Below are 19124 nucleotides of genomic sequence, written 5' to 3'. Positions count from 1 at the left end.
AAGGGAAGCTGACATGGCCGACTCCGTGCTGTACGAGGTGAGCGACGGACTCGCGACGATCACGATCAACCGGCCCGAGGCCATGAACGCGATGAACACCGCCGCCAAGGTCGCCCTGCGGGACGCGGTGGAGACGGCGGCCGGGGACCCCGCCGTACGCGCGGTTCTGCTCACCGCCGCCGGGCGCGCCTTCTGCGTCGGGCAGGACCTCAAGGAGCATGTCGCGCTCCTCGCCGAGGAGCGGGAGTCCGGCGGCGGGGCCGCCATGGACACGGTGCGCGAGCACTACAACCCGATCGTGCGGGCGCTCGCGGGCATGCCGAAGCCCGTGGTGGCCGGGGTGAACGGGGTGGCCGCCGGGGCGGGCCTGGGATTCGCCCTCGCCGCCGACTACCGGGTGGTCGCCGACACCGCCACCTTCACCACCGCCTTCGCCGGGGTCGCGCTGACCGCCGACTCGGGGGTGTCCTGGACCCTGCCCCGGTTCGTCGGCCCGGGCCGCGCCGCCGACCTGCTGCTGTTCCCGCGCTCGTTCTCCGCGCGGGAGGCGTACGACTGGGGCGTCGCGAACAGGCTGGTCCCGGCGGACGAGCTGGCCGCGGAGGCCGCCTCCGTGGCCCGTGCCCTGGCGGCGGGACCCACCCTGGCCTACGCGGCGATCAAGGAGTCCCTCGCCTTCGGCGCGGACCGCTCGCTCGACGAGGCGCTGGAGCGGGAGGGCGACCTCCAGTCGCGCGCGGGGGCCTCCGAGGACCACACGATCGCCGTCCGGGCGTTCATCGCGAAGGAGAAGCCGCGGTATCTGGGCCGTTAGGGGCGCTTCGCGTGCTCCGGGGGCCACCGGCGCGGAACGGGGGCGCGAAAAGAGGCGCCGGGGAGCACAGCGCCGGGGCGCGCGCCCCCGCGGCCCCCGGTGAGCCCCGGTGGGCCCCGGTGGGCCCCGGCGGACGGCCGAGCACCCGCCCCGGGGTCAGCCCCCCGGCCTCCGGCCGCGCTCCCGGTACCGGCGGACGGCCCGCCGCCCGGAGAACAGCCCCTAGCGGGCCGCTCCCCGGACCGTACAGCGCTCCAGATGATCGTCCACCAGTCCGCACGCCTGCATCAGGGCGTAGGCCGTCGTGGGGCCGATGAAGCGCAGGCCCCGCTTCTTGAGGTCCTTGGCCAGCGCCGTGGACTCGTCGGTGACCGCGGGCACGTCGGCGAGGGTCCTCGGCACCGGGCGCTTCGCCGGATCGGGGGCGTACGACCAGATGAGGGTGTCCAGCTCGCCGGGGGCCCAGCCGGCCAGCACCCGCGCGTTGGCGAGGGTGGCGTCGACCTTGGCGCGGTTGCGGATGATGCCCTCGTCGGCGAGGAGCCGCTCCCGGTCGGCGTCGGTGAACTCCGCCACCGAGGCGATCGCGAAGCCGTCGAAGGCGCGCCGGAAGCCCTCGCGCCGCCGCAGGATCGTGAGCCACGACAGACCGGACTGGAACGCCTCCAGACAGAGCCGCTCGAACAGCGCGTCGTCGCCGTGGACCGGGCGGCCCCACTCGCTGTCGTGGTACGCGATGTAGTCGTCCGTGGAGAGCCCCCAGGGGCAGCGGAGCCTGCCGTCGGGACCCGCCACGGCACCGTCGCCGCCGTTCACGAAGTCGCCCGCGGAGTCGTCCACCGAGCCGCTCGCGGAGCCGCTCGCCGTATCGCTCGGGGAGTCGCTCACGGCGTCGGCTCCTCGCCCGGCTTGGTGAAGAGATCGGGCCCGGCCACGGCGGTGGCCTCCGCCCCGGCCAGGGCGGACTCCAGCTCGGCGATCCGGGCGTCCCGCTCGGCCAGCTCGGCGCCGAGGCGGCCGAGCGCGTCGTCCACGTCCGCCATCCGGTACCCGCGCACGGTCACCGGCAGCCGCAGCGCCTCGACGTCGGCGCGGCCGACCGGCCGGTCCTCCGGCAGCGGGTCCACCAGCTGCTCGGGCGCGGTCTCGGGCAGCGCGGCGCTGTCGCCGCCGCCGACCACCGCGAGTGTGACCGCCGCGACGACCACGACCATCGTGATCACCAAGAACACGAACACTTACGCCCCTCTCCCCGGCCTCCGGCGTCCGCCGGACGGAATCCGTTCCCGGCTGATCGTGCCACGCCGGTCCGGCGGTTAGGGTCGCAGCCGGACGACCTGAGGAGGAAAACCGCTGATGCTGCGGCTGGGACAGCGTGAATTCGACGCGCGTGAGCCGGTGATCATGGCGATCGTGAACCGTACGCCCGACTCTTTCTACGACCGGGGCGCGACCTTCCACGACGAGCCGGCGCTGGCCCGCGTCGAGCAGGCGGTGGCGGAGGGCGCCGCCATCATCGACATCGGCGGGGTCAAGGCCGGTCCCGGGGAAGAGGTCACGGCGGCGGAGGAGGCCCGCCGTACGGTCGGCTTCGTCGCCGAGGTGCGCAAACGCTTCCCCGAGGTGGTCATCAGTGTGGACACCTGGCGTCATGACGTGGGCGAGGCGGTGTGCGAGGCGGGCGCGGACGTGCTGAACGACGCGTGGGGCGGGGTGGATCCCCGGCTCGCGGAGGTCGCGGCGCGGTACGGCGCCGGCCTGGTGTGCACCCACGCGGGCGGGGCGGAGCCGCGGACCCGGCCGCACCGGGTCGCCTACGACGACGTGGTGTCGGACATCCTGCGGGTGACGCTGGGCCTGGCCGAGCGCGCGGTGGAGCTGGGGGTGCGCCGGGACGCCGTCATGATCGACCCCGGTCATGACTTCGGCAAGAACACCCGCCACTCGCTGGAGGCGACGCGCCGGCTCGGGGAGCTGGTGGAGACCGGCTGGCCGGTGCTGGTCTCGCTGTCGAACAAGGACTTCGTCGGGGAGACGCTGGACCGTCCGGTGAAGGAGCGGCTGATCGGGACGCTGGCCACGACGGCGGTGTCCGCGTGGCTGGGGGCGCGGGTGTACCGGGTGCACGAAGTGGCGGAGACCCGTCAGGTGCTGGACATGGTGGCCACGATCGCCGGTCACCGCGAGCCGTCGGTGGCCCGCCGGGGCCTCGCCTGACCCGGTCCTCCGGTACGTACCCCTCCGGTACGAGCCCCTCCGGCCCCTCCGGCCCCTCCGGCCCCTCCGGCCCCTCCGGTCCGCCGGTGCGCACCGCACCGGCGGACCGGGAGCCGACAGCCCGGGGGAGCCGGAGGAGCCCGGAGCGCCGAGCGCGCGGAGCTAGAGCCCCGTCTCCTTCGTCACCAGGGACACCGCCTCGTCCACGTCGTCCGTCACATGGAAGAGCAGCAGATCCCGCTCCGAGGCCTTCCCCTGCCCCACCACCGTGTTCCGCAGCCAGTCCACGAGACCGCTCCAGTACTCGGTGCCGAAGAGGACGATCGGGAAGCGGGTCACCTTGCCCGTCTGGACCAGGGTGAGCGCCTCGAACAGCTCGTCGAGGGTGCCCAGGCCGCCGGGGAGGACCACGAAGCCCGAGGCGTACTTCACGAACATCGTCTTGCGGACGAAGAAGTAGCGGAAGTTCACGCCGATGTCGACGTGCGCGTTCAGCCCCTGCTCGAAGGGCAGCTCGATGCCCAGGCCCACCGAGATGCCCCGGGCCTCCCGGGCCCCCCGGTTGGCCGCCTCCATCGCGCCCGGGCCGCCGCCGGTGATCACCGCGAAGCCCGCGTCCACCAGGGCCTTGCCGATGCGGACGCCCGCCTCGTACTCGGGGGTGCCGACCGGGGTACGGGCGGATCCGAAGACGCTGATGGCGCTGGGCAGTTCGGCGAGCGCGCCGAAGCCCTCCACGAACTCCGACTGGATGCGCATGACCCGCCAGGGATCGGTGTGCACCCACTCGGAGTCGCCCTCGGTGTCCAGCAGCCGCTGGTCCGTGGTCCCGGGCTGTACCTGTTCCCTGCGGCGCAGCACCGGTCCCTGTCTCCGCTCCTCGAACGATCGCGCACCCTCGGGGTTGCCCATGACCTGCTCCCTCCGCCGAACATCGTTGCGGTTCCCAGGGTAGGTCGGCGAAGGCGACAAGAGGGGAAACTCAGGACGTCAGCCACTCCCGTAGCCGATTTTCACAGTGTGTGATCTTCTCCACCTCGACGTGCTCGTCCCGCTTGTGGGCGTAGAGCGGATCGCCGGGGCCGTAGTTCACGGCGGGCACGCCGAGCGCGCTGAAGCGTGAGACGTCCGTCCAGCCGAACTTGGGCCGGGCGCTGCCGCCGACCGCCTTCATGAACGCGGCGGCGGCCGGGTGGGAGAGGCCGGGGAGCGCGCCCGGGGAGTGGTCGTCGACGACGATCTCGGCGACTCCGCAGTCGGCGAAGACCTCCTGGACGTGGGCGAGGGCCTCGGCCTCGCCGATGTCCGGCGCGTAGCGGTAGTTGACGACGACGGTGCACGCGTCGGGGATGACGTTGTTGGCGACGCCGCCCTCGATCCGTACGGCGTTGAGCCCCTCGCGGTACTCCAGCCCGTCGATCACCGGCCGCCTCGGCTCGTACGCGGCGAGACGGGCCAGGATCGGTCCGGCGGCGTGGATCGCGTTGGACCCCATCCAGCCGCGCGCCGAGTGCGCCCGCTCCCCCGCCGTGCGCAGATGGACCCGCAGGGTGCCCTGGCAGCCGCCCTCGACCTCGGCGTAGGAGGGTTCGAGGAGTACGGCGAAATCGCCCGCGAGCCACTCGGGATGGGCCTCGGCGACATGGCCGAGGCCGTTGAGATGGGCGGCGACCTCCTCGTTGTCGTAGAAGACGAAGGTGAGGTCGCGATTGGGCGCGGGCACGGTCCGCGCGATCCGCAGCTGGAGCGCGACGCCGGACTTCATGTCGCTGGTGCCGCAGCCCCAGAGCACTCCGTTCCCGTCCAGCCGGGAGGGGACGTTGTCGGCGATCGGCACGGTGTCGATGTGTCCGGCGAGGACGACCCGCTCGGCGCGGCCGAGCCGGGTGCGGGCGACGACGTTGTTGCCGTGCCGGTCGACGGTGAGGTGGGGCAGCGCGCGCAGGGCCTGCTCGATGGCGTCCGCGAGGGGCTTCTCCTGGCCGCTGACGGACGGGAAGTCGACCAGGGCGGCGGTCAGCGCGGGGGCGTCGAGGCTGAGGTCAAGCACGGTGGCAGGCATGCCGACGACGATAGCGCGGCCCCCGGCCCGCCCTCCGGATCGCGCCCGCCCGGGAGCGCGGCCCGGGCGCGGCGGGGCGCGCGGAGGCGGCGGGATCCCGGGGCGCGCGCTCCCTAGTACGGTGGGCGGGTGCCCGAGTCCGTGTCTCCCGTCCGGCGCAGCCGTGTCCTCCGTCTCACCGCTGCTTCCGTCGTCCTGCTGGCTCTGGTCGGCTATGTCGTGGTGCAGCACTTTACGGACGGCTCGCCGCCGAACTGCGTGGTGCGCGCGGGCTCGGGGGACGGCGGTCCGCGCTATGAGCTGAAGCCGGAGATGGCGGCGAACGCCGCGACCATCTCCGCCGTGGGCACCGCCCGGGGGCTGCCGGAGCGGGCGGTGACCATCGCGCTGGCGACCGCGCTCCAGGAGTCGGCGCTGCGCAACATCCGGCACGGCGACCGGGACTCGCTCGGTCTCTTCCAGCAGCGGCCGTCCAAGGGCTGGGGCACTCCGAAGCAGATCCTCGACCCGGTGTACTCGGCGGGGAAGTTCTACGACCATCTCGTCGAGGTGCCCGGCTATTCGCGGCTGCCGCTGACGGTCGCCGCCCAGCGGGTCCAGCGCAGCGGTTTCCCGCAGGCGTACGCGAAGCACGAGCCGGACGCCGCGCTGCTGGCCGCCGCGCTCACCGGCCGTACGGGCGCTTCGCTGAACTGCACCGGGAGCGGGGACACGGCCGGGGCGGGCGATCCGGCGCGGGTGCGCTCCGAGCTGGCGCGCACGTTCGGGCCCCAGGTGCTGCCGAAGGCGTCCGCCGGGCCGGGCCGTACGGGCGCGGCGCGCGAGCGCGTGATCCGGGTCCCGGCGACGGCGGCGACCGCGGGCGGTACGGCGGGGAGGGGCCCGGCGGAGCAGGGCGCGGCGGGCGGCGCGGAGTCGCGGCGCGGCTGGGAGCTGGCCCACTGGGCGGTGGCCCGCGCGGAGGGGCTGCGGATCGAGGAGATCACGTACGGGGACCGGGTGTGGAGCGCCGAGCGGGCCGCCGAGGGCTGGCGCACCGGCGAGCCGGCGGGGGGCTCCGGCGGCTCGGGGCGCGGCGAGGTGCTGCTGCGGGTCGCACGCTGATCCGAACGCTCCCCCGCAGGGGGCGTTCGGCGCGCTGCCGCGCCTGTCCCGCCGGGGCGTTCACGGCGGCCGTCCGTCATCCGGCCGTCTCCCTTGGCCCCCTTGGGGAGTGACGATTCAGCGGCGCTCGGCGCACCCCTTCCGCAAAGGGGATGTTTGCCCGTTTATATCCGTGACTGATAATGCGACACATTGCCCACTCTTTACCCGGCCCCACCGCAACTTCCCCCGCCCTCGGAGCGGTTGTCACTGCGTCCGACCGCACGGAACGGCGCCCCCCGGGAGGCCGGTCCGGCCGTGGCCAGGACGACAGACACCAGCCCCTCCCTCTCGTCCCAAGGAGCATCATGTCCCTCCCCCTGACCCGTCGGATCGCCCGTGCCGCCCTGCTCATCGCCGCGGGCGCGGCCCCCGTGGTCGGTGCGGCCGGCTCGGCGAGCGCCGTGGACCTCCAGCAGGCCAGTCCGCTCGGCGCGGTCTCCTCGGTCGACGCGGGAAGCCTGGTAGGCACCGCGGGCGGCACCGCCGCCAAGGGCTCCGAGCTGGCCGGGAACACCGGCGGCGACACGGTGAAGAAGGCCGTGCCCGCCGCCGGCAAGGTCGTCGGCACGGCGGGCGGGACGGCCGCCCCCGCCGCCCAGAAGACGGCCGGTCAGACCGCCGCCTCGGCGGGCGGCGTCATCGGCGAGACCGCGGGCGGCGCGACCGGGACCCTCGGCGGCGCCTCGGCCGGGCCGGCGGGCGACCTGCCCGTCGACCAGCTGCCGGTGGACGCCCTGCCGCTGGGCTGACCCGCCGACCGGGCGAAGGACCGAACGGTCCGGCCGAAGCCCGCACGGTCCGCGAAGGACCGCGTACACGGCCGAGGTCACGCACACGGCCAAGTCCGCGTACGCGGCGAGGGGCCCGGGAGCGCGCGCTCCCGGGCCCCTCGCCGCGTACGGATCCGCGAGCGGACCCGGACGGACCGGGCGTCAGCCGCCCAGGCGCTTGACCGCCGCCTCCACCCGCTCGTCGGTGGCCGTGAAGGCCACCCGGACGAACCGGTCCCCGGCCGTCCCGTAGAAGTCCCCCGGCGCGACGAGGACGCCCAGCTCCGCCAGCCGCGCCACGGTCTCCCAGCACGGCTCGTCACGGGTCGCCCAGAGATACAGGCTCGCCTCGCTGTGCTCGATCCGGAAGCCGTGACCCTCCAGCGCGCCCCGCAGCGCGGCCCGCCGGGCCGCGTACCGCGCCCGCTGCTCGGCGACATGGACGTCGTCGCCGAGGGCGGCGACGGTGGCCGCCTGGACCGGCGCGGGGGCCATCATCCCGCCGTGCTTGCGGATCTGGAGCAGCTCGCCCAGCACCCGCTCGTCACCGGCGATGAACGCGGCCCGGTACCCGGCCAGGTTGGAGCGCTTGGAGAGCGAGTGGACGGCGACCACGCCCTCGTACGAACCCCCGCAGACGTCGGGGTGGAGCACGGAGACCGGCTCGGCCTCCCAGCCCAGTTCGAGATAGCACTCGTCGCTGAAGACGAGCACCCCGTGCGCCCGGGCCCAGGCGACGATCCGCGTCAGCTCCTCCTGGGACAGCACCCGTCCGGTCGGGTTGGAGGGCGAGTTGAGCCACAGCAGCCGCAGACCGGCCGGGTCCAGCTCCGTGGGATCGTCGTAGGCGACCGCCGTCGCGCCGCAGAGCCGCGCGCCGACCTCGTACGTGGGGTAGGCGAGCCGCGGATACGCGACCGTGTCGCCCGCGCCCAGACCCAGTTGGGTCGGCAGCCAGGCCACCAGCTCCTTGGAGCCGACGACCGGCAGCACATGGGCGTGCGTCACGCCGACCGCGCCGAGCCGCCGCTCCACCCAGCCGGTGAGCGCGTCGCGCAGGGCCGCCGTCCCCCACACCGTGGGATAGCCGGGCGAGTCCGCGGCCGCGATCAGAGCCTTCTGGACCAGCTGGGGAACGGGGTCGACCGGCGTCCCCACCGAGAGGTCCACGATGCCGTCGGGATGGGCCGCGGCCGTCGCCTTGTACGGCTCCAGCCGGTCCCAGGGGAAGACGGGGAGGCGGGAAGAGACTGCGGACACGTGCTTGCTCTCTCTCGTACGCGTGCGGGAGGGCTCGAAACCGGACCGGGCCTCGAACGCCTCGGTCCCGTACGGACGACGACCGTACGGGACCGGAAGATGACCGGACTCGCCGGCGGCGGGGCGTGTCCGACACAGGGCACGGCCCGCCCGAGGGCGGGCGCGCTGTGCCGGACGCGGCCTAGGCCTGCGGCGGAAGCGAGGCGACGAAGGGGTGGTCGCGCTCGATCAGCCCGAGCTTGGACGCACCGCCGGGCGAGCCCAGCTCGTCGAAGAACTCGACATTCGCCTTGTAGTAGTCCTTCCACTCCTCCGGAGTGTCGTCCTCGTAGAAGATCGCCTCAACGGGGCAGACGGGCTCACAGGCCCCGCAGTCGACGCATTCGTCCGGGTGGATGTACAAGGACCGGGAGCCCTCGTAGATGCAGTCGACGGGGCACTCCTCGATGCACGCCTTGTCCTTGACGTCGACACAAGGCTGCGCGATGACGTAGGTCACGCTGTCGTTCCTCCTCGGTAGGGCTGGCATTGCGCGGGAGCGCGGCGTCGTCGATGCCCACCTCTAGTATCTCCGTTCCTGAGGACGATCCGAACAGGAGGGGCTCGCAGAGCTGTGGAATTCACCGGAGCCGGGAGACTCGAAGTCCGTATTACGCCCCTTGACGTCGGCAAACGGGTATCAATCCGACGTCTTGTCGACACCGGGGCCGGGGCTCCGGCGTTCACCGACACGGTCGGCGTTCTCACATCCTGGGACAATGCTGTGCTGCTGGTCACAAGACGGACCGGGGAGAGCGTCCGGATTCCGGAGGCCGACATGGTCGCGGGGAAGGTCGTCCCGGCCGCCCCAGCCCGCCGCCGGGGGCCCGCGACGGACTTCGCGGAGCTGTCGCGGGTGACCGCGCGGGCCTGGCGGCCGGTGGAGAGCGAGCCGCTGGGCGAGTGGGAGCTGCGGGCCTCCTCCGGTTTCACCCGGCGGGCGAACTCGGCGCTGCCGGGCGGCGACCCGGGCCTCCCGCTGACCGAGGCGCTCGCCCGGGTCCGCGACTGGTACGCGGCCCGCGATCTGACCCCGTACGTCCAGGCGGCGACCGGAGCGGCCGGGACCCAGGAGGAGCTGTGCGCCGGGCTGGAGGCGCACGACTGGCGGCGCGAGGTCTCGGCGGACGTACGGATCGCGGGGCTCGCCCCCGTCGCCGATCTGGACGCCGACGCCGAACGGGTGGAGCTGGCGCGCTCCTTCGGCGAGGCGTGGCTGCGGCGGTACCAGCGCTCGGGCGAGGCCGGGGCGCACATCCTTCAGGTGCTGGGCAGCGGCCCCTCGGTGTGGTTCGCCTCGGTCCCGGGGACCGGGGACGTGCCCGCCGCGATCGGCCGGTGCGTGATCGACGGCCGGTGGGCCGGATTCATGGCGGTGGAGGTGGACCCGGCCTATCGGCGACAGGGGCTCGCCACGGCCGTGATGACCGCCCTCGCCCGGCGCGCGCTGGAGGAGGGGGCCTCCGCGGCCTGGCTCCAGGCGGAGACGGACAACGAGGGCGCGCGGGCGCTGTACCGGGGCATGGGCTTCGAGACCCACCACAGCTATCACCACTTCCGGCCGGGCGTTTAGCCACCCGGGCCGCGCAGCGGCGCGCACGGCGGCGGCCGGGGCGCGCGGACGGACAGTCGCCGACAGACGGGTACGAGTGGCACATGCACCAGGAAACCGCCGAGCACCGCGACCGGTTCGCCGAGGAGGCCCGCTCCGAACACCCCGATCTCGCGCTGCTCGCCCTGCTGATCGGCGCGGTGGCCGACCCCGGGCTGGGCGAGCCGGGCATCGACGCGGCCCAGATCGAACTGGACCGCCTCGCCGGGCAGCTGCCCTACGGGCCCAAGAGCCCCGGCGCGTGGGCGGCGGCGCTCGCCGAGCTGCTGGGCGCGCGCTGCGGCTTCCACGGCGCCCCCGGGGACTATCAGCGCCTGGAGTCCTCCCTGCTCCACGAGGTGCTGCGCCGCCGGAGAGGGCTGCCGATCCTGCTCTCCACGGTCTGGATCGAGGTGGCGCGGCGGGCGGGCGCGCCGGTGTACGGGGTGGCCCTCCCCGGTCATTTCGTGGTCGGCTTCGGCGAACCGGACTCCCCCGCCGGGCGGGTGCTCGCCGATCCCTTCGCCGGCGGCCGGCCGCTGACCGGCTCCGACGCGGAACGGCTGGTCACGGGCGCGACGGGCGGGCCGCTGGATCCCGCCATGCTCACCCCCGCGCCGACGCTGGAGGTGGTGACCCGGATCCTCAACAACATCCGCGCCTGGGCGGCGGCCCGCCCGGAGCAGTCGGCGGTGGCCCTCTGGGCGGTGGATCTGTCGCTGCTGCTCCCCTCGCACCCGGCCCGGCTGCGCCACGAGCGCGCCCAGCTGCTGGTCCAGCGCGGGGACTATCTGGCCGGCGCGGCGGAGCTGGAGGCGTACGCGGAGGTCGTGGCGGCGGTGGAGCCCGCCGCCGCCGAGACCCTCAGGGGCCGCGCCCGCGCGGCCCGCGCGATGCTGAACTGAACCCGGCCCGGCCCGGGGCGTACGGCGTACGGGCCTGCGATACGGGGGGTGCGGCGCGGGCCGCGCGTGACACGGTCGGTACGGGACCGTCGTACAGGGCCGTCGCTCGGGACCGCCGTACGGGACCGCCGTACGGGACCGCCGTACGGGACCGCCCGCAGGACCGCTGTACGGGACCGTCGTACGGACCGCTGCGGGACCGTCGTACGGACGCGGAGGCCGCGGGTCCTCGTGGGCGGACGGCGCGATGCCCGGCGCGGCGGGCGGCCGGGCCGGGCATCGTGGGCCGGGTGGGGGGCGAACCCCCCGTCCGGTCAGCCGTTCGAGTTGAGCGGGATCTCGACCGTACGCTCCTGGAGCGTCTTGCCGCGCAGCGCGGGGCCCATCGCCTGGGCGACGTCGACCGCGCTGACCTGGTGCTGCTTTCCGTCGCCCTTGGTGATCATCACACCGTCGAAGACGCCTTCGAGCAGCCGCCCGATCGCCTCCTTGTCGTAGACCTCGACCAGCTTGCCGTCGACCGGCTTCATGGAGAGGATCTGCGGCAGCGCGATCGCGGGGCCGAACGGGATCTCCCGGCCGCCCGCCCTGATCTTGATCAGACCGGACATCGCGGGGTCGGCGAACTCCTTCTTCGCCCGGTCCAGCTCGGCCTGGTCGATCGTCGGCTCGCGCTTGGCGACCGGCAGCATGACCTCGTTCGGCCGGCCCGTCTCGACCTGGGCGCGGAAGGCGTCCGTGACGGAGAGCATGGAGCGGGCGACATCCAGGGATTCGCCCGACTTGCCCGGCTTCACCACGACCTTGCCCGGCTCGAAGGCGATCGTGCCCTCGACCGCGGAGCCCGACTCGCCCGCCAGATCGCTGAGCGCGACGCTCAGCTTCTCCTCGTCCACCGGGATCTCCGGCTCCACGACCCGGGCCTCCCCGAAGAGGGAGCCGATCACCGAGACCGGGTTGTAGTCGCTGCCCGCGGCCTTGCGGACGGTCGCCTGGCTGTCCAGCGTGAGACCGGCCCTGTCCGGCGCCAGCTCGACCTTCTTGCCGCCGACCGTGAGCCGCAGGGGCGTGGCCGCCCGCTTGCCGAGGGCCTGTTCGAGCTTGACGACCGCCTGCTCCTTGGTGCCGCCGCCGATGTCGACGCCGAGGACCTTGGTGCTCTTGGGGACCTCGGAGTGATTGAGCAGCAGGCCCGCGCCGTAGGCGACGCCGGCCAGTCCGACCGCGGCGACGCCCAGGAGGACCAGCTTGGAGCGGCCCTTCTTCTTGGCGGGCGGCGCGGGCCGGGGAGCGGCAGGCGCCGGGGCCGGGGCGGCCGCGGCGGGACCGGGGCCCTTCCCCGGGCCGCCGGGGCCGCCGGGGCCGCCGGGGCCGCCGGGAACAGTCCCGGGGCCGCCGGGACCACCGGGGCCGCCCGGAGCGCGGCGCTCGGCCGGGACCACCGGGATGCCGCTGGTGAGCGTGTCACCGGAGACATGGCCGCCGGGTGCGGCGGGCCCGGGGGCGAGCTTCTGCGGGGTCAGCACGGCGGTGTCGTCGGACATCCGGGGCGGACCGGAAGCCGTCCGGTCGGGACCCTGGCCGCCGGAGGGGGCGGACGCGCCGGGCGCGCCGGGAACCGGCCCCTGGCCGGGCGGCGGGGAGCCCGCCGGAGCGCCCTTGCGGGGCCGCCGGCCCAGCGGCATGGTGCCCTGCGCCGGGCCGGAGGTCGCTCCGGTCGGCGCGGCCGGGCCCGCCGACGGCGTACCGCCGGGAACGGCCGTCGCGGCCGCGCCCGCCGAGAGGTCGCTCAGCCCGCTGCGTGGCTGGGACGCGTCGGCGGAAGGCGTACGGCCCGCCGCTCCGTCCCGGAGCCCGGCGGCGGGAGCGCCGGGGGCCCGCGGTCCGGACGGACCGCCCTGCGGTGCGGGGGCCTGCGGACCGCCCTGCGGACCGGGGGCGAAACCCCGGGGTGCGGGCAGCCCGTCCGCCGGTGCGGCGGGGGCGGGCGAGGCTCCGTGGAGCCCGGCCGTCATGCCCTGCGGAGCGGGGCCCGGACGCCGGGGCCCGGGCAGCGCGTCGCCGGCCGCCGGGGGGGCGCCCCGGAGCGCCTCGGGCGAAGCCTGGGCGCCGTTCTGGAAGGCGCCGGAGTCCTGCGCGCCGCCCTGGAAGGCGCCCGAGTCCCGCGAGCCGTTCTGGAAGGAGTCCGCGCCGCCCTGGTAGCCGGACGGCAGATCGAGCGGGCCCGGCGGCAGGCCGTGCGCGGTCGGGACCACGCCCTGGCCGGGCTGGGGCGCCGGGGAGCCCGGAAGCTGTGCGCCGGGGGCGGGCGGCATCGCGCCGTCGGACCCCGGGGCGGGGGCCGCCGTCCCCGCGCCGCCGTCCGCGGCCGCCGGGGAGGGGATGCCCGCTCCGTTGGTGGAGCCCCGTCGCGGCGCGAACCAGTCGTTCGCGGGCTTCTCCTCGGCCGGGGGCTCGCTCGCGGGCGCGGGCGCGGCGAGAGGCGCGTCCGGGCCGCCTATCACCGGCATCGCCGCCGTGCGCTCGGGCTCCGACTCGGCGGCTCCCGGGGCCGGCGGGACGACGCCCGCGGACGGGTCCGTCTCGCCCATCGGCTTGCGCATCACCACGGGCGGGATCGGCCGCGATCCGGGAATGTTGATCCGGATGCGCGTCGTCAGCGTGGTCTCGGTCTTCGGCTCGGACTTGGCTCTCGCACCGTCCGCCCTCTGCTCCGGGGATCCGTCGGCGGCATCGGCCGCCGCGCCGTCAGGAGCGTCCTGCGTCGGATGCAGCGACGGATACTGGCGCGATCCGTACGGCGGTGTCCCCGAGGGGTACGCGGCTCCACCGCGCCCCTGGGGCCCGGAGGACGAACTGTCAGTTTCACGACTCAAAGCAGGTTCTCCCGGTTGGCTTCGCCGCCCGTTTCTTACTGGATAGCTACTGCTGTGGGCGGCTCGGCGGCGCGCACCACCATACTGGCCGCCACGGACACTGATCTCTGCGACGGTGCAGAGCGTCATGACGTCCGACCGTACGGGCATGGCCGGCACGGGACGTGACGCTCTCCGTGGCGGCCCAGCCTAGGGGGGTCGGGCGACTGCCGCCCGCCGGGGGCCGCGCACGTCCCTTATCTGTCAAGTCGGGTGGTGATGCCGCCCGGTTGCGCCGGCTTGGCCAGGGTGGCGCACATCACAGCGAGGGTCATCCCGCCGATGATGTAGACCACAGGGCCGGTCCCGGCCGAGAAGGCCCCGTCCCCCTCGGGCCGTCCGCCGCTCAGCAACAGCACCGTGACCAGCCATCCGACGGCGGAGCAGACCACTCCCAGCTGATTGCCCGTCGCCCGGCCGGAGCCGTGGAAGAGCCCCGCGGTCGCGAGCAGCGCGAGCAGCAGGCCGCCGGGGAACCAGGCTCCTTGCACCAGCGAACCCGCCGTGCCGACCACCGCGCCCAGCAGGAACAGCCCCGCGTACGCGGCGACCCGGAGCGGTCTGACCGGTCCGGCGAGCCAGGCGCCGGGTCCGCCGGCCCCGCTCATACGGCGACTCCCGCGAAGAGATCGCGCTCACGTTCGCCGGTGGGCGCGCCGGGCGCGCCCTGGACCAGTTCGTAGTACTCGGTCGCGAAGATCGGCTGGGCGAGATGGTTGGAGAGCACGAACCGGTCGCCGTCCACGGCGACTTGGGTGGCGTGGGCCCCCATCGCGGCGGCCTTGCGCCCGGCGTGGGCCGTGCCGTCGATCTCCGTGGTGATCAGCGCGTCGTCCACCACCCCGGGGACGTCGCCGATCCGGGCGACGCCCGTCGCGAGAGCGGCCGGCGGCTGGTCCCGCAGCCGCGCGAAGCTCTCCTCGGCGACCGAGCGGGGCACCCGGTTCCAGTAGATCTTCGCAATCGCGTGGGGTGCGCCGAGGTCCCTGCGGTAGGCGGGCTCGGCGGACAGCTCGGCGGCGCGCATGGCGACCCGGTGGGCCTGGATGTGGTCGGGGTGTCCGTATCCGCCGTCGGGGTCGTAGGTCACGAGGACCTGGGGACGGACCGATCGGATGATCTCCACCAGATGTCCGGCGGCCTCGTCGACGGGGGCCTGCCAGAAGGCGTTCTCGCGCAGATTCTGCCCGACGCCCATCATCCCGGAGTCGCGGAATCGTCCCGGTCCGCCGAGGAAGCGGTGGTCGGTGACGCCCAGCTCCTTCATCGCCGCGGCCAGTTCGCCCGCCCGGTGGGGGCCGAGCCGGTCCTCGCGGTCCGAGGTCAGCGGAGCCAGCTCCGGCGGAATGACCTCGCCCTCTTCGCCGAGGGTGCAGGTCACCAGGGTGACCCGGGCGCCGGCGGCGGCGTAGTGCGCCATCGTCGCGCCATTGTTGATCGACTCGTCGTCCGGGTGCGCGTGCACCAGGAGCAGACGACGGGCGGGGAGATCCTTCATACGGACACCCTACGAGGCAAGGGGGTGCCGCCGCGCCCGCCCGGCGGGTCCGCGCCCGGACGGGCGCGGCGCACGCGGTGCCGCGAGCGCCCCCGGAGCGTCCGTCCGGATGCCCGCGGGCCGGGTCAGAACTTGAAGTCGCCGATCATGCCCGCCACGTTCGACGTCAGGTCGGAGATGGTCGGGGCGATGGAAGAGCTGGCGAGATAGAACCCGAGCAACATGCAGACCGCGGCATGCCCTCCCTTGAGTCCGGACTTCCGGATCAGCAGGAAGACGATGATCGCCAGCAGCAGCACCGCCGAAATCGAGAGCGCCACGGCGGTTCACCTCCACAGATATTCGGTCGGGACAGGCAGCTTGCATGTGCCAGATGGTTCTACCCACCTTGCGCTACGGATCATAACTATCCGTGCGAACGCATTGATCGGTGCACAGCAGCACATGGGGGCGCACGACCGCTAGGTTCGGTCATATGACGCCCAGGACTCAGCTCTCCTTTCCACGTCAGTACGCCAGGACCCAGCGCTACACGCTGGGCGCACCGCGCTCGTTCGCGGTCTCGCCCGACGGATCGCGGATCGTCTTCATTCGATCGGTGTCCGGAACCGATCGCTCGGGTCTGCTGTGGGTCCTCGATCTGGACGGGGAGTCCGCCCGGGAGCGGGTGGCGGCCGATCCCCGGGTGCTGCTCGGCGGCTCGGACGAGGAGTTGTCGGCCGAGGAGCACACCCGGCGCGAACGGGCGCGGGAGCAGTTGGCGGGGATCGTCGCCCACGCGGTGGACGGCGCGGCCGAGTTGGCGGCCTTCACGCTGTCGGGGCGGCTGTTCACGGCCGGGCTCCGGGCGGACGGGACGGCGCGGGAGCTGCCCGTGCCCGGCCCCGCGGTGGATCCCCGGCCCTCCCCCGACGGCCGGCACATCGCCTACGCGGCGCGGGGCGCGCTGCGGGTCGTCGGCGCGGACGGCGCGGGCGACCGGGCCCTCGCGGAGCCGGAGGACGAGTACGTCGCCCATGGGACGGCCGAGTTCGTCGCCGCCGAGGAGATGGGCCGGACGCGGGGGTTCTGGTGGTCGCCGGACTCGGACCGGCTGCTGGTGACGCGGGTGGACGACCGGGCGGTACGGCGCTGGTGGATCTCGGACCCGGCGCATCCGGACCGGGAGCCCCGGCGGATCGCGTATCCGGTGGCGGGGACGCCGAACGCGGAGGTGCGGCTGTTTCTGCTCGGGCTGGACGGCGGGCGCGTGGAGGTGGTGTGGGACCGCGAGCGCCATCCGTATCTGGCCCGGGTGCACTGGTCGGACGGGGGCGCTCCGCTGCTGCTGGTGCAGGCCAGGGACCAGCGGACGCAGCGGTGTCTGACCGTGGACACGGAGACGGGAGAGACCCGGACCGTCCACGCGGACGAGGATCCGCTGTGGCTGGATCTTTTCCCCGGAGCGCCGGTCTGGGGGCCGGGCGGGCGGCTGACACGGATCGCGGACGAGGGCGGCTCGCGGGTGCTGGCGGTCGGCGACCGGGCGCTGACCGGGGCCCAGTTGCAGGTGCGGGCGGTGCTCGACGCCGGCGGGGACGATGTCCTGGTGACCGCGTCGGCGGGCGAGGAAGCGGACGCTCCGGAGATCGGCGAGGTCCATGTGTACCGGGTCGGGGACCGGGGTGCGGAGCGGATCTCACAGGGGCCGGGGGTGCATACGGCGGTGCGCTCGGGCGGGGTGACCGTGCTGACCTCGGCGCGCCCCGGGCCCGGCGGGACGGAGTACCGGGTGCTGCGGGAGGGCCTGCCCCCGGTGGCCGTCCGCTCGCTCTCCGAGCGCCCGGTGCTGACCGCGCGGCCGGTGCTCCGCGAGGCCGGCGTACGACGGATTCCGTGTGCGGTGCTCCTGCCGTCGGAGTACCGGGAGTCGGACGGGCCGCTGCCGGTGCTGATGGATCCGTACGGGGGTCCGCGCACCCGCCGGGTGCTGGCGGCGCGGGATCCGTACCTCGCGTCCCAGTGGTTCGCGGACCAGGGTTTCGCGGTGGTCGTCGCGGACGGCCGGGGGACGCCGGGCCGCTCGCCCGCCTGGGAGAAGGCGGTCAAGGGCGATTACTCGGTGATCCTGGACGACCAGATCGACGCGCTGCACGCGCTGGCCGGATCTTTTCCCTTCGATCTGGGGCGGGTGGGGATCAGGGGATGGTCGTTTGGGGGCTATCTGGCGGCGAGGGCGGTGCTGCGGCGGCCGGATGTGTTCCACGCGGGGGTGGCGGGCGCTCCGGCGACGGACTTGCGGCTGTACGACACGCACTACCAGGAGCGGTATCTGGGGGATCCGGCGGAGCTGCCCGAGGTGTACACGGCGAACTCGCTGGTGACCGAGGACGGGCTGGTGGCGGTGGAGAACCCGGCCCGGCCGCTGATGATCATTCATGGGATGGCGGACGACAATGTGGTGGTGGCGCACAGTCTGCGGCTGTCGGCGGCGCTCACGGCGGCCGGGCGGGCGCACGAGGTGCTGCCGCTGAGCGGGGTGACGCATATGACGCCGCAGGAGCAGGTGGCGGAGAATCTGCTCCTGTTGCAGCTGGGGTTCCTGAAGCGGTCGCTGAGGGTGTGAGCGGTCGGCCCGCGCCGCCGCCGGATCCCGCCGCCCGGTCGGACAGCGCTCGTACGGTCGCCGGTCGGTCGGACAGCGCTCGTACGGTCGCCGGTCGGGCGATCACCGCTCGTACGGTCGCCGCTCGTACGGTCGCCGCTCGTACGGTCGCCGCTCGTACGGTCGCCGCTCGTACGGTCACCACCCGGGCGGGAGGGAGAGCGGCGGGGGCGGGCCCGTGGGCGGCGGTCCCGGCGGGGGCCGGCGGTCCGGGGCGGGGGCCGGCGCGCGGGTGAGGGCCAGCAGGAGCAGCACGGCGGCCCCGGCGGCGGACTCGAAGCACCAGGACACCACCAGCAGCTGGTCCTCCGCCGGGAGTTCGCCGAGCCGGCCGACCAGTCCGTTGTGGAGGGCGGTGTCGACGCCCGGGGCGCCGGCGCCGAGCACGAGGAGTCCCGCCACCAGCCCCAGCGGGCGCAGCGCGGCGAGCGCGGCGGCCGCCGCCAGCAGGACGGTCACGGCGGTGAGCCAGCCCGGCGGGACCCCGAGCAGCGGGGGCAGCGCGGGCTCGTCGCCGGTGAAGCGGTCGGGGTAGGAGCCGGGGAGGAGGACGGCGGTACGGATCTCCCAGCCCGCCAGCACCCCGGCCGCCGCGCCGAGCAGTACGGAGGCGGCGACCGGCACTCCCCGGGGCGGCCGGGCGGCGGGGGCGCGGCGGCCCGCGGCGGCGGTGATGAGCAGTCCGACGCCGAGGGCCAGCGCCGCGAAGGTCGCGTACAGCGCTCGGGTGCGGAGGTCGTCGGTGGTGCGCAGTCCCGCCCAGGAGGAGCTGAGGACCCAGAGGCCGGGGAGCCAGAGGGCGAGGGTGACCGCTCCGGCGGCGGCGGGGGCGCCCGCGGTGAGGCCGGGGCGCAGCGCGGCGGCGACGACGGTGGCGCAGACCAGGAGCAGCAGGGCGTGTTCGAGGTCGGTGGTCATGGGGAGGGTGCGGCCGTCGGCGGCCCAGAGGTGCCAGAGGTCGGGCGGGGAGGGGGTGACGGAGACGTCGCGGGCGATCCATCCGGCCAGGATCAGCGCGAGCGCGGCGCAGAGGATCGCCGTGGTGATCCGGGCACCCCTCGTAAGAGTCACTCTGCGATCCTGCATCCGCCCGAACGGGTGAACAAGGGGCTCGTCGCAGCGCACGGGGGCGGATGGTCCGGGGGCTGTGTGGCGAGCCCCCGGACCGGTCACGGCACCCGCACGGCCGTACGCCGTCCAGCCTGGCGATTCGTTGTGTCGCGGCGGCGACGGGGGCGTTGCCCGGACGTAAAGCGGGCGTCG

Annotated in this window: 18 protein-coding genes; 7 read left to right on the top strand and 11 right to left on the bottom strand. The window is 74.6% G+C overall.

Annotated features, from left to right (window positions below; genetic code table 11):
• Window positions 1-13: 13 nt before the first annotated feature.
• The gene (locus ACF089_RS13175) at window positions 14-814 is read left to right on the top strand and encodes an enoyl-CoA hydratase/isomerase family protein (protein ID WP_392025541.1); all 801 of its coding nucleotides are present in this window, start codon (window positions 14-16) and stop codon (window positions 812-814) included.
• 222 nt (window positions 815-1036) lie between these two features.
• Here ACF089_RS13175 and ACF089_RS13170 read toward each other — a convergent pair whose 3' ends face one another.
• Together ACF089_RS13170 and ACF089_RS13165 are read right to left on the bottom strand one after the other, a co-directional pair.
• Entirely contained in the window at window positions 1037-1630 is a 594-nt protein-coding gene (locus ACF089_RS13170) for a DNA-3-methyladenine glycosylase I (protein WP_392025734.1), read from the bottom strand.
• Between the two features lie 68 nt (window positions 1631-1698).
• Complete coding sequence (locus ACF089_RS13165; RefSeq protein WP_392025540.1) at window positions 1699-2052, bottom strand: DivIVA domain-containing protein; 354 nt, start codon at window positions 2050-2052, stop codon at window positions 1699-1701.
• 118 nt (window positions 2053-2170) lie between these two features.
• Here ACF089_RS13165 and folP point away from each other — a divergent pair, with 118 nt between their 5' ends.
• Window positions 2171-3031 (top strand): dihydropteroate synthase, encoded by an 861-nt coding sequence (gene folP / locus ACF089_RS13160; protein ID WP_392025538.1) that lies wholly within the window; start codon window positions 2171-2173, stop codon window positions 3029-3031.
• A gap of 162 nt (window positions 3032-3193) precedes the next feature.
• Here the strand turns inward: folP and ACF089_RS13155 are convergent, their stop codons facing one another.
• Together ACF089_RS13155 and dapE are read right to left on the bottom strand one after the other, a co-directional pair.
• Window positions 3194-3943, bottom strand: coding sequence for a TIGR00730 family Rossman fold protein (locus ACF089_RS13155; protein WP_392025536.1), 750 nt, complete (start codon window positions 3941-3943; stop codon window positions 3194-3196).
• Window positions 3944-4013: 70 nt separating this feature from the next.
• Window positions 4014-5093 (bottom strand): succinyl-diaminopimelate desuccinylase, encoded by a 1080-nt coding sequence (dapE, locus tag ACF089_RS13150; protein WP_392025535.1) that lies wholly within the window; start codon window positions 5091-5093, stop codon window positions 4014-4016.
• 129 nt (window positions 5094-5222) lie between these two features.
• Here dapE and ACF089_RS13145 point away from each other — a divergent pair, with 129 nt between their 5' ends.
• Window positions 5223-6197, top strand: coding sequence for a hypothetical protein (locus tag ACF089_RS13145; RefSeq protein ID WP_392025533.1), 975 nt, complete (start codon window positions 5223-5225; stop codon window positions 6195-6197).
• Between the two features lie 347 nt (window positions 6198-6544).
• Window positions 6545-6988: an ATP-binding protein gene (locus ACF089_RS13140; protein ID WP_392025531.1), complete on the top strand. Its 444-nt coding sequence runs from the start codon at window positions 6545-6547 to the stop codon at window positions 6986-6988.
• A 183-nt stretch (window positions 6989-7171) separates the two neighbouring features.
• On the opposite strand, the gene dapC is transcribed toward ACF089_RS13140, so the two are convergent.
• Together dapC and fdxA are read right to left on the bottom strand one after the other, a co-directional pair.
• Entirely contained in the window at window positions 7172-8269 is a 1098-nt protein-coding gene (dapC, locus tag ACF089_RS13135; RefSeq protein ID WP_392025529.1) for a succinyldiaminopimelate transaminase, read from the bottom strand.
• Window positions 8270-8450: 181 nt separating this feature from the next.
• Entirely contained in the window at window positions 8451-8768 is a 318-nt protein-coding gene (gene fdxA / locus ACF089_RS13130) for a ferredoxin (protein WP_190124593.1), read from the bottom strand.
• A 114-nt stretch (window positions 8769-8882) separates the two neighbouring features.
• Between fdxA and ACF089_RS13125 the strand changes: the two genes are divergently transcribed.
• Window positions 8883-9881 (top strand): GNAT family N-acetyltransferase, encoded by a 999-nt coding sequence (locus tag ACF089_RS13125; protein WP_392025527.1) that lies wholly within the window; start codon window positions 8883-8885, stop codon window positions 9879-9881.
• Window positions 9882-9964: 83 nt separating this feature from the next.
• Window positions 9965-10804 carry a transglutaminase-like domain-containing protein gene (locus ACF089_RS13120; RefSeq protein WP_392025526.1) on the top strand — a complete coding sequence of 280 codons (840 nt, stop codon included), beginning with the start codon at window positions 9965-9967 and terminating at the stop codon, window positions 10802-10804.
• 314 nt (window positions 10805-11118) lie between these two features.
• On the opposite strand, the gene ACF089_RS13115 is transcribed toward ACF089_RS13120, so the two are convergent.
• The 4 genes from ACF089_RS13115 to ACF089_RS13100 form a co-directional block, all read right to left on the bottom strand.
• Window positions 11119-12858 carry a hypothetical protein gene (locus tag ACF089_RS13115; protein WP_392025733.1) on the bottom strand — a complete coding sequence of 580 codons (1740 nt, stop codon included), beginning with the start codon at window positions 12856-12858 and terminating at the stop codon, window positions 11119-11121.
• Between the two features lie 1058 nt (window positions 12859-13916).
• The gene (locus ACF089_RS13110; protein WP_392025525.1) at window positions 13917-14327 is read right to left on the bottom strand and encodes a DUF6113 family protein; all 411 of its coding nucleotides are present in this window, start codon (window positions 14325-14327) and stop codon (window positions 13917-13919) included.
• Window positions 14324-15217, bottom strand: coding sequence for an N-acetyl-1-D-myo-inositol-2-amino-2-deoxy-alpha-D-glucopyranoside deacetylase (mshB, locus tag ACF089_RS13105; protein ID WP_392025524.1), 894 nt, complete (start codon window positions 15215-15217; stop codon window positions 14324-14326). The genes ACF089_RS13110 and mshB overlap by 4 nt, the downstream gene beginning before the upstream one ends.
• Window positions 15218-15342: 125 nt before the next feature.
• On the bottom strand, window positions 15343-15537 hold the full coding sequence (locus tag ACF089_RS13100) for a hypothetical protein (RefSeq protein ID WP_392025522.1): 195 nt from the start codon (window positions 15535-15537) through the stop codon (window positions 15343-15345).
• A 155-nt stretch (window positions 15538-15692) separates the two neighbouring features.
• Between ACF089_RS13100 and ACF089_RS13095 the strand changes: the two genes are divergently transcribed.
• Window positions 15693-17822, top strand: a complete 2130-nt coding sequence (locus tag ACF089_RS13095; RefSeq protein ID WP_392025521.1) for a prolyl oligopeptidase family serine peptidase — start codon at window positions 15693-15695, stop codon at window positions 17820-17822.
• Between the two features lie 177 nt (window positions 17823-17999).
• On the opposite strand, the gene ACF089_RS13090 is transcribed toward ACF089_RS13095, so the two are convergent.
• The gene (locus tag ACF089_RS13090) at window positions 18000-18932 is read right to left on the bottom strand and encodes a hypothetical protein (protein WP_392025520.1); all 933 of its coding nucleotides are present in this window, start codon (window positions 18930-18932) and stop codon (window positions 18000-18002) included.
• Window positions 18933-19124: the final 192 nt, after the last annotated feature.

This window comes from Streptomyces sp. NPDC014894 (genome assembly GCF_043080985.1).
In the GTDB taxonomy this organism is placed as follows: Bacteria; Actinomycetota; Actinomycetes; order Streptomycetales; family Streptomycetaceae; genus Streptomyces.
Note: the sequence above shows the minus strand (reverse complement) of the source record. Positions and strands in the feature narration are given on the sequence as shown.

Bases quoted from the DNA above. Each gene is read 5' to 3' on its own strand.
- ACF089_RS13175 (WP_392025541.1), top strand. From the start codon at position 14: ATGGCCGACTCCGTGCTGTACGAGGTGAGCGACGGACTCGCGACGATC.
- folP (WP_392025538.1), top strand. From the start codon at position 2,171: ATGCTGCGGCTGGGACAGCGTGAATTCGACGCGCGTGAGCCGGTGATC.
- ACF089_RS13155 (WP_392025536.1), bottom strand. From the start codon at position 3,943: ATGGGCAACCCCGAGGGTGCGCGATCGTTCGAGGAGCGGAGACAGGGA.
- dapE (WP_392025535.1), bottom strand. From the start codon at position 5,093: ATGCCTGCCACCGTGCTTGACCTCAGCCTCGACGCCCCCGCGCTGACC.
- ACF089_RS13140 (WP_392025531.1), top strand. From the start codon at position 6,545: ATGTCCCTCCCCCTGACCCGTCGGATCGCCCGTGCCGCCCTGCTCATC.
- ACF089_RS13120 (WP_392025526.1), top strand. From the start codon at position 9,965: ATGCACCAGGAAACCGCCGAGCACCGCGACCGGTTCGCCGAGGAGGCC.
- ACF089_RS13110 (WP_392025525.1), bottom strand. From the start codon at position 14,327: ATGAGCGGGGCCGGCGGACCCGGCGCCTGGCTCGCCGGACCGGTCAGA.
- mshB (WP_392025524.1), bottom strand. From the start codon at position 15,217: ATGAAGGATCTCCCCGCCCGTCGTCTGCTCCTGGTGCACGCGCACCCG.
- ACF089_RS13095 (WP_392025521.1), top strand. From the start codon at position 15,693: ATGACGCCCAGGACTCAGCTCTCCTTTCCACGTCAGTACGCCAGGACC.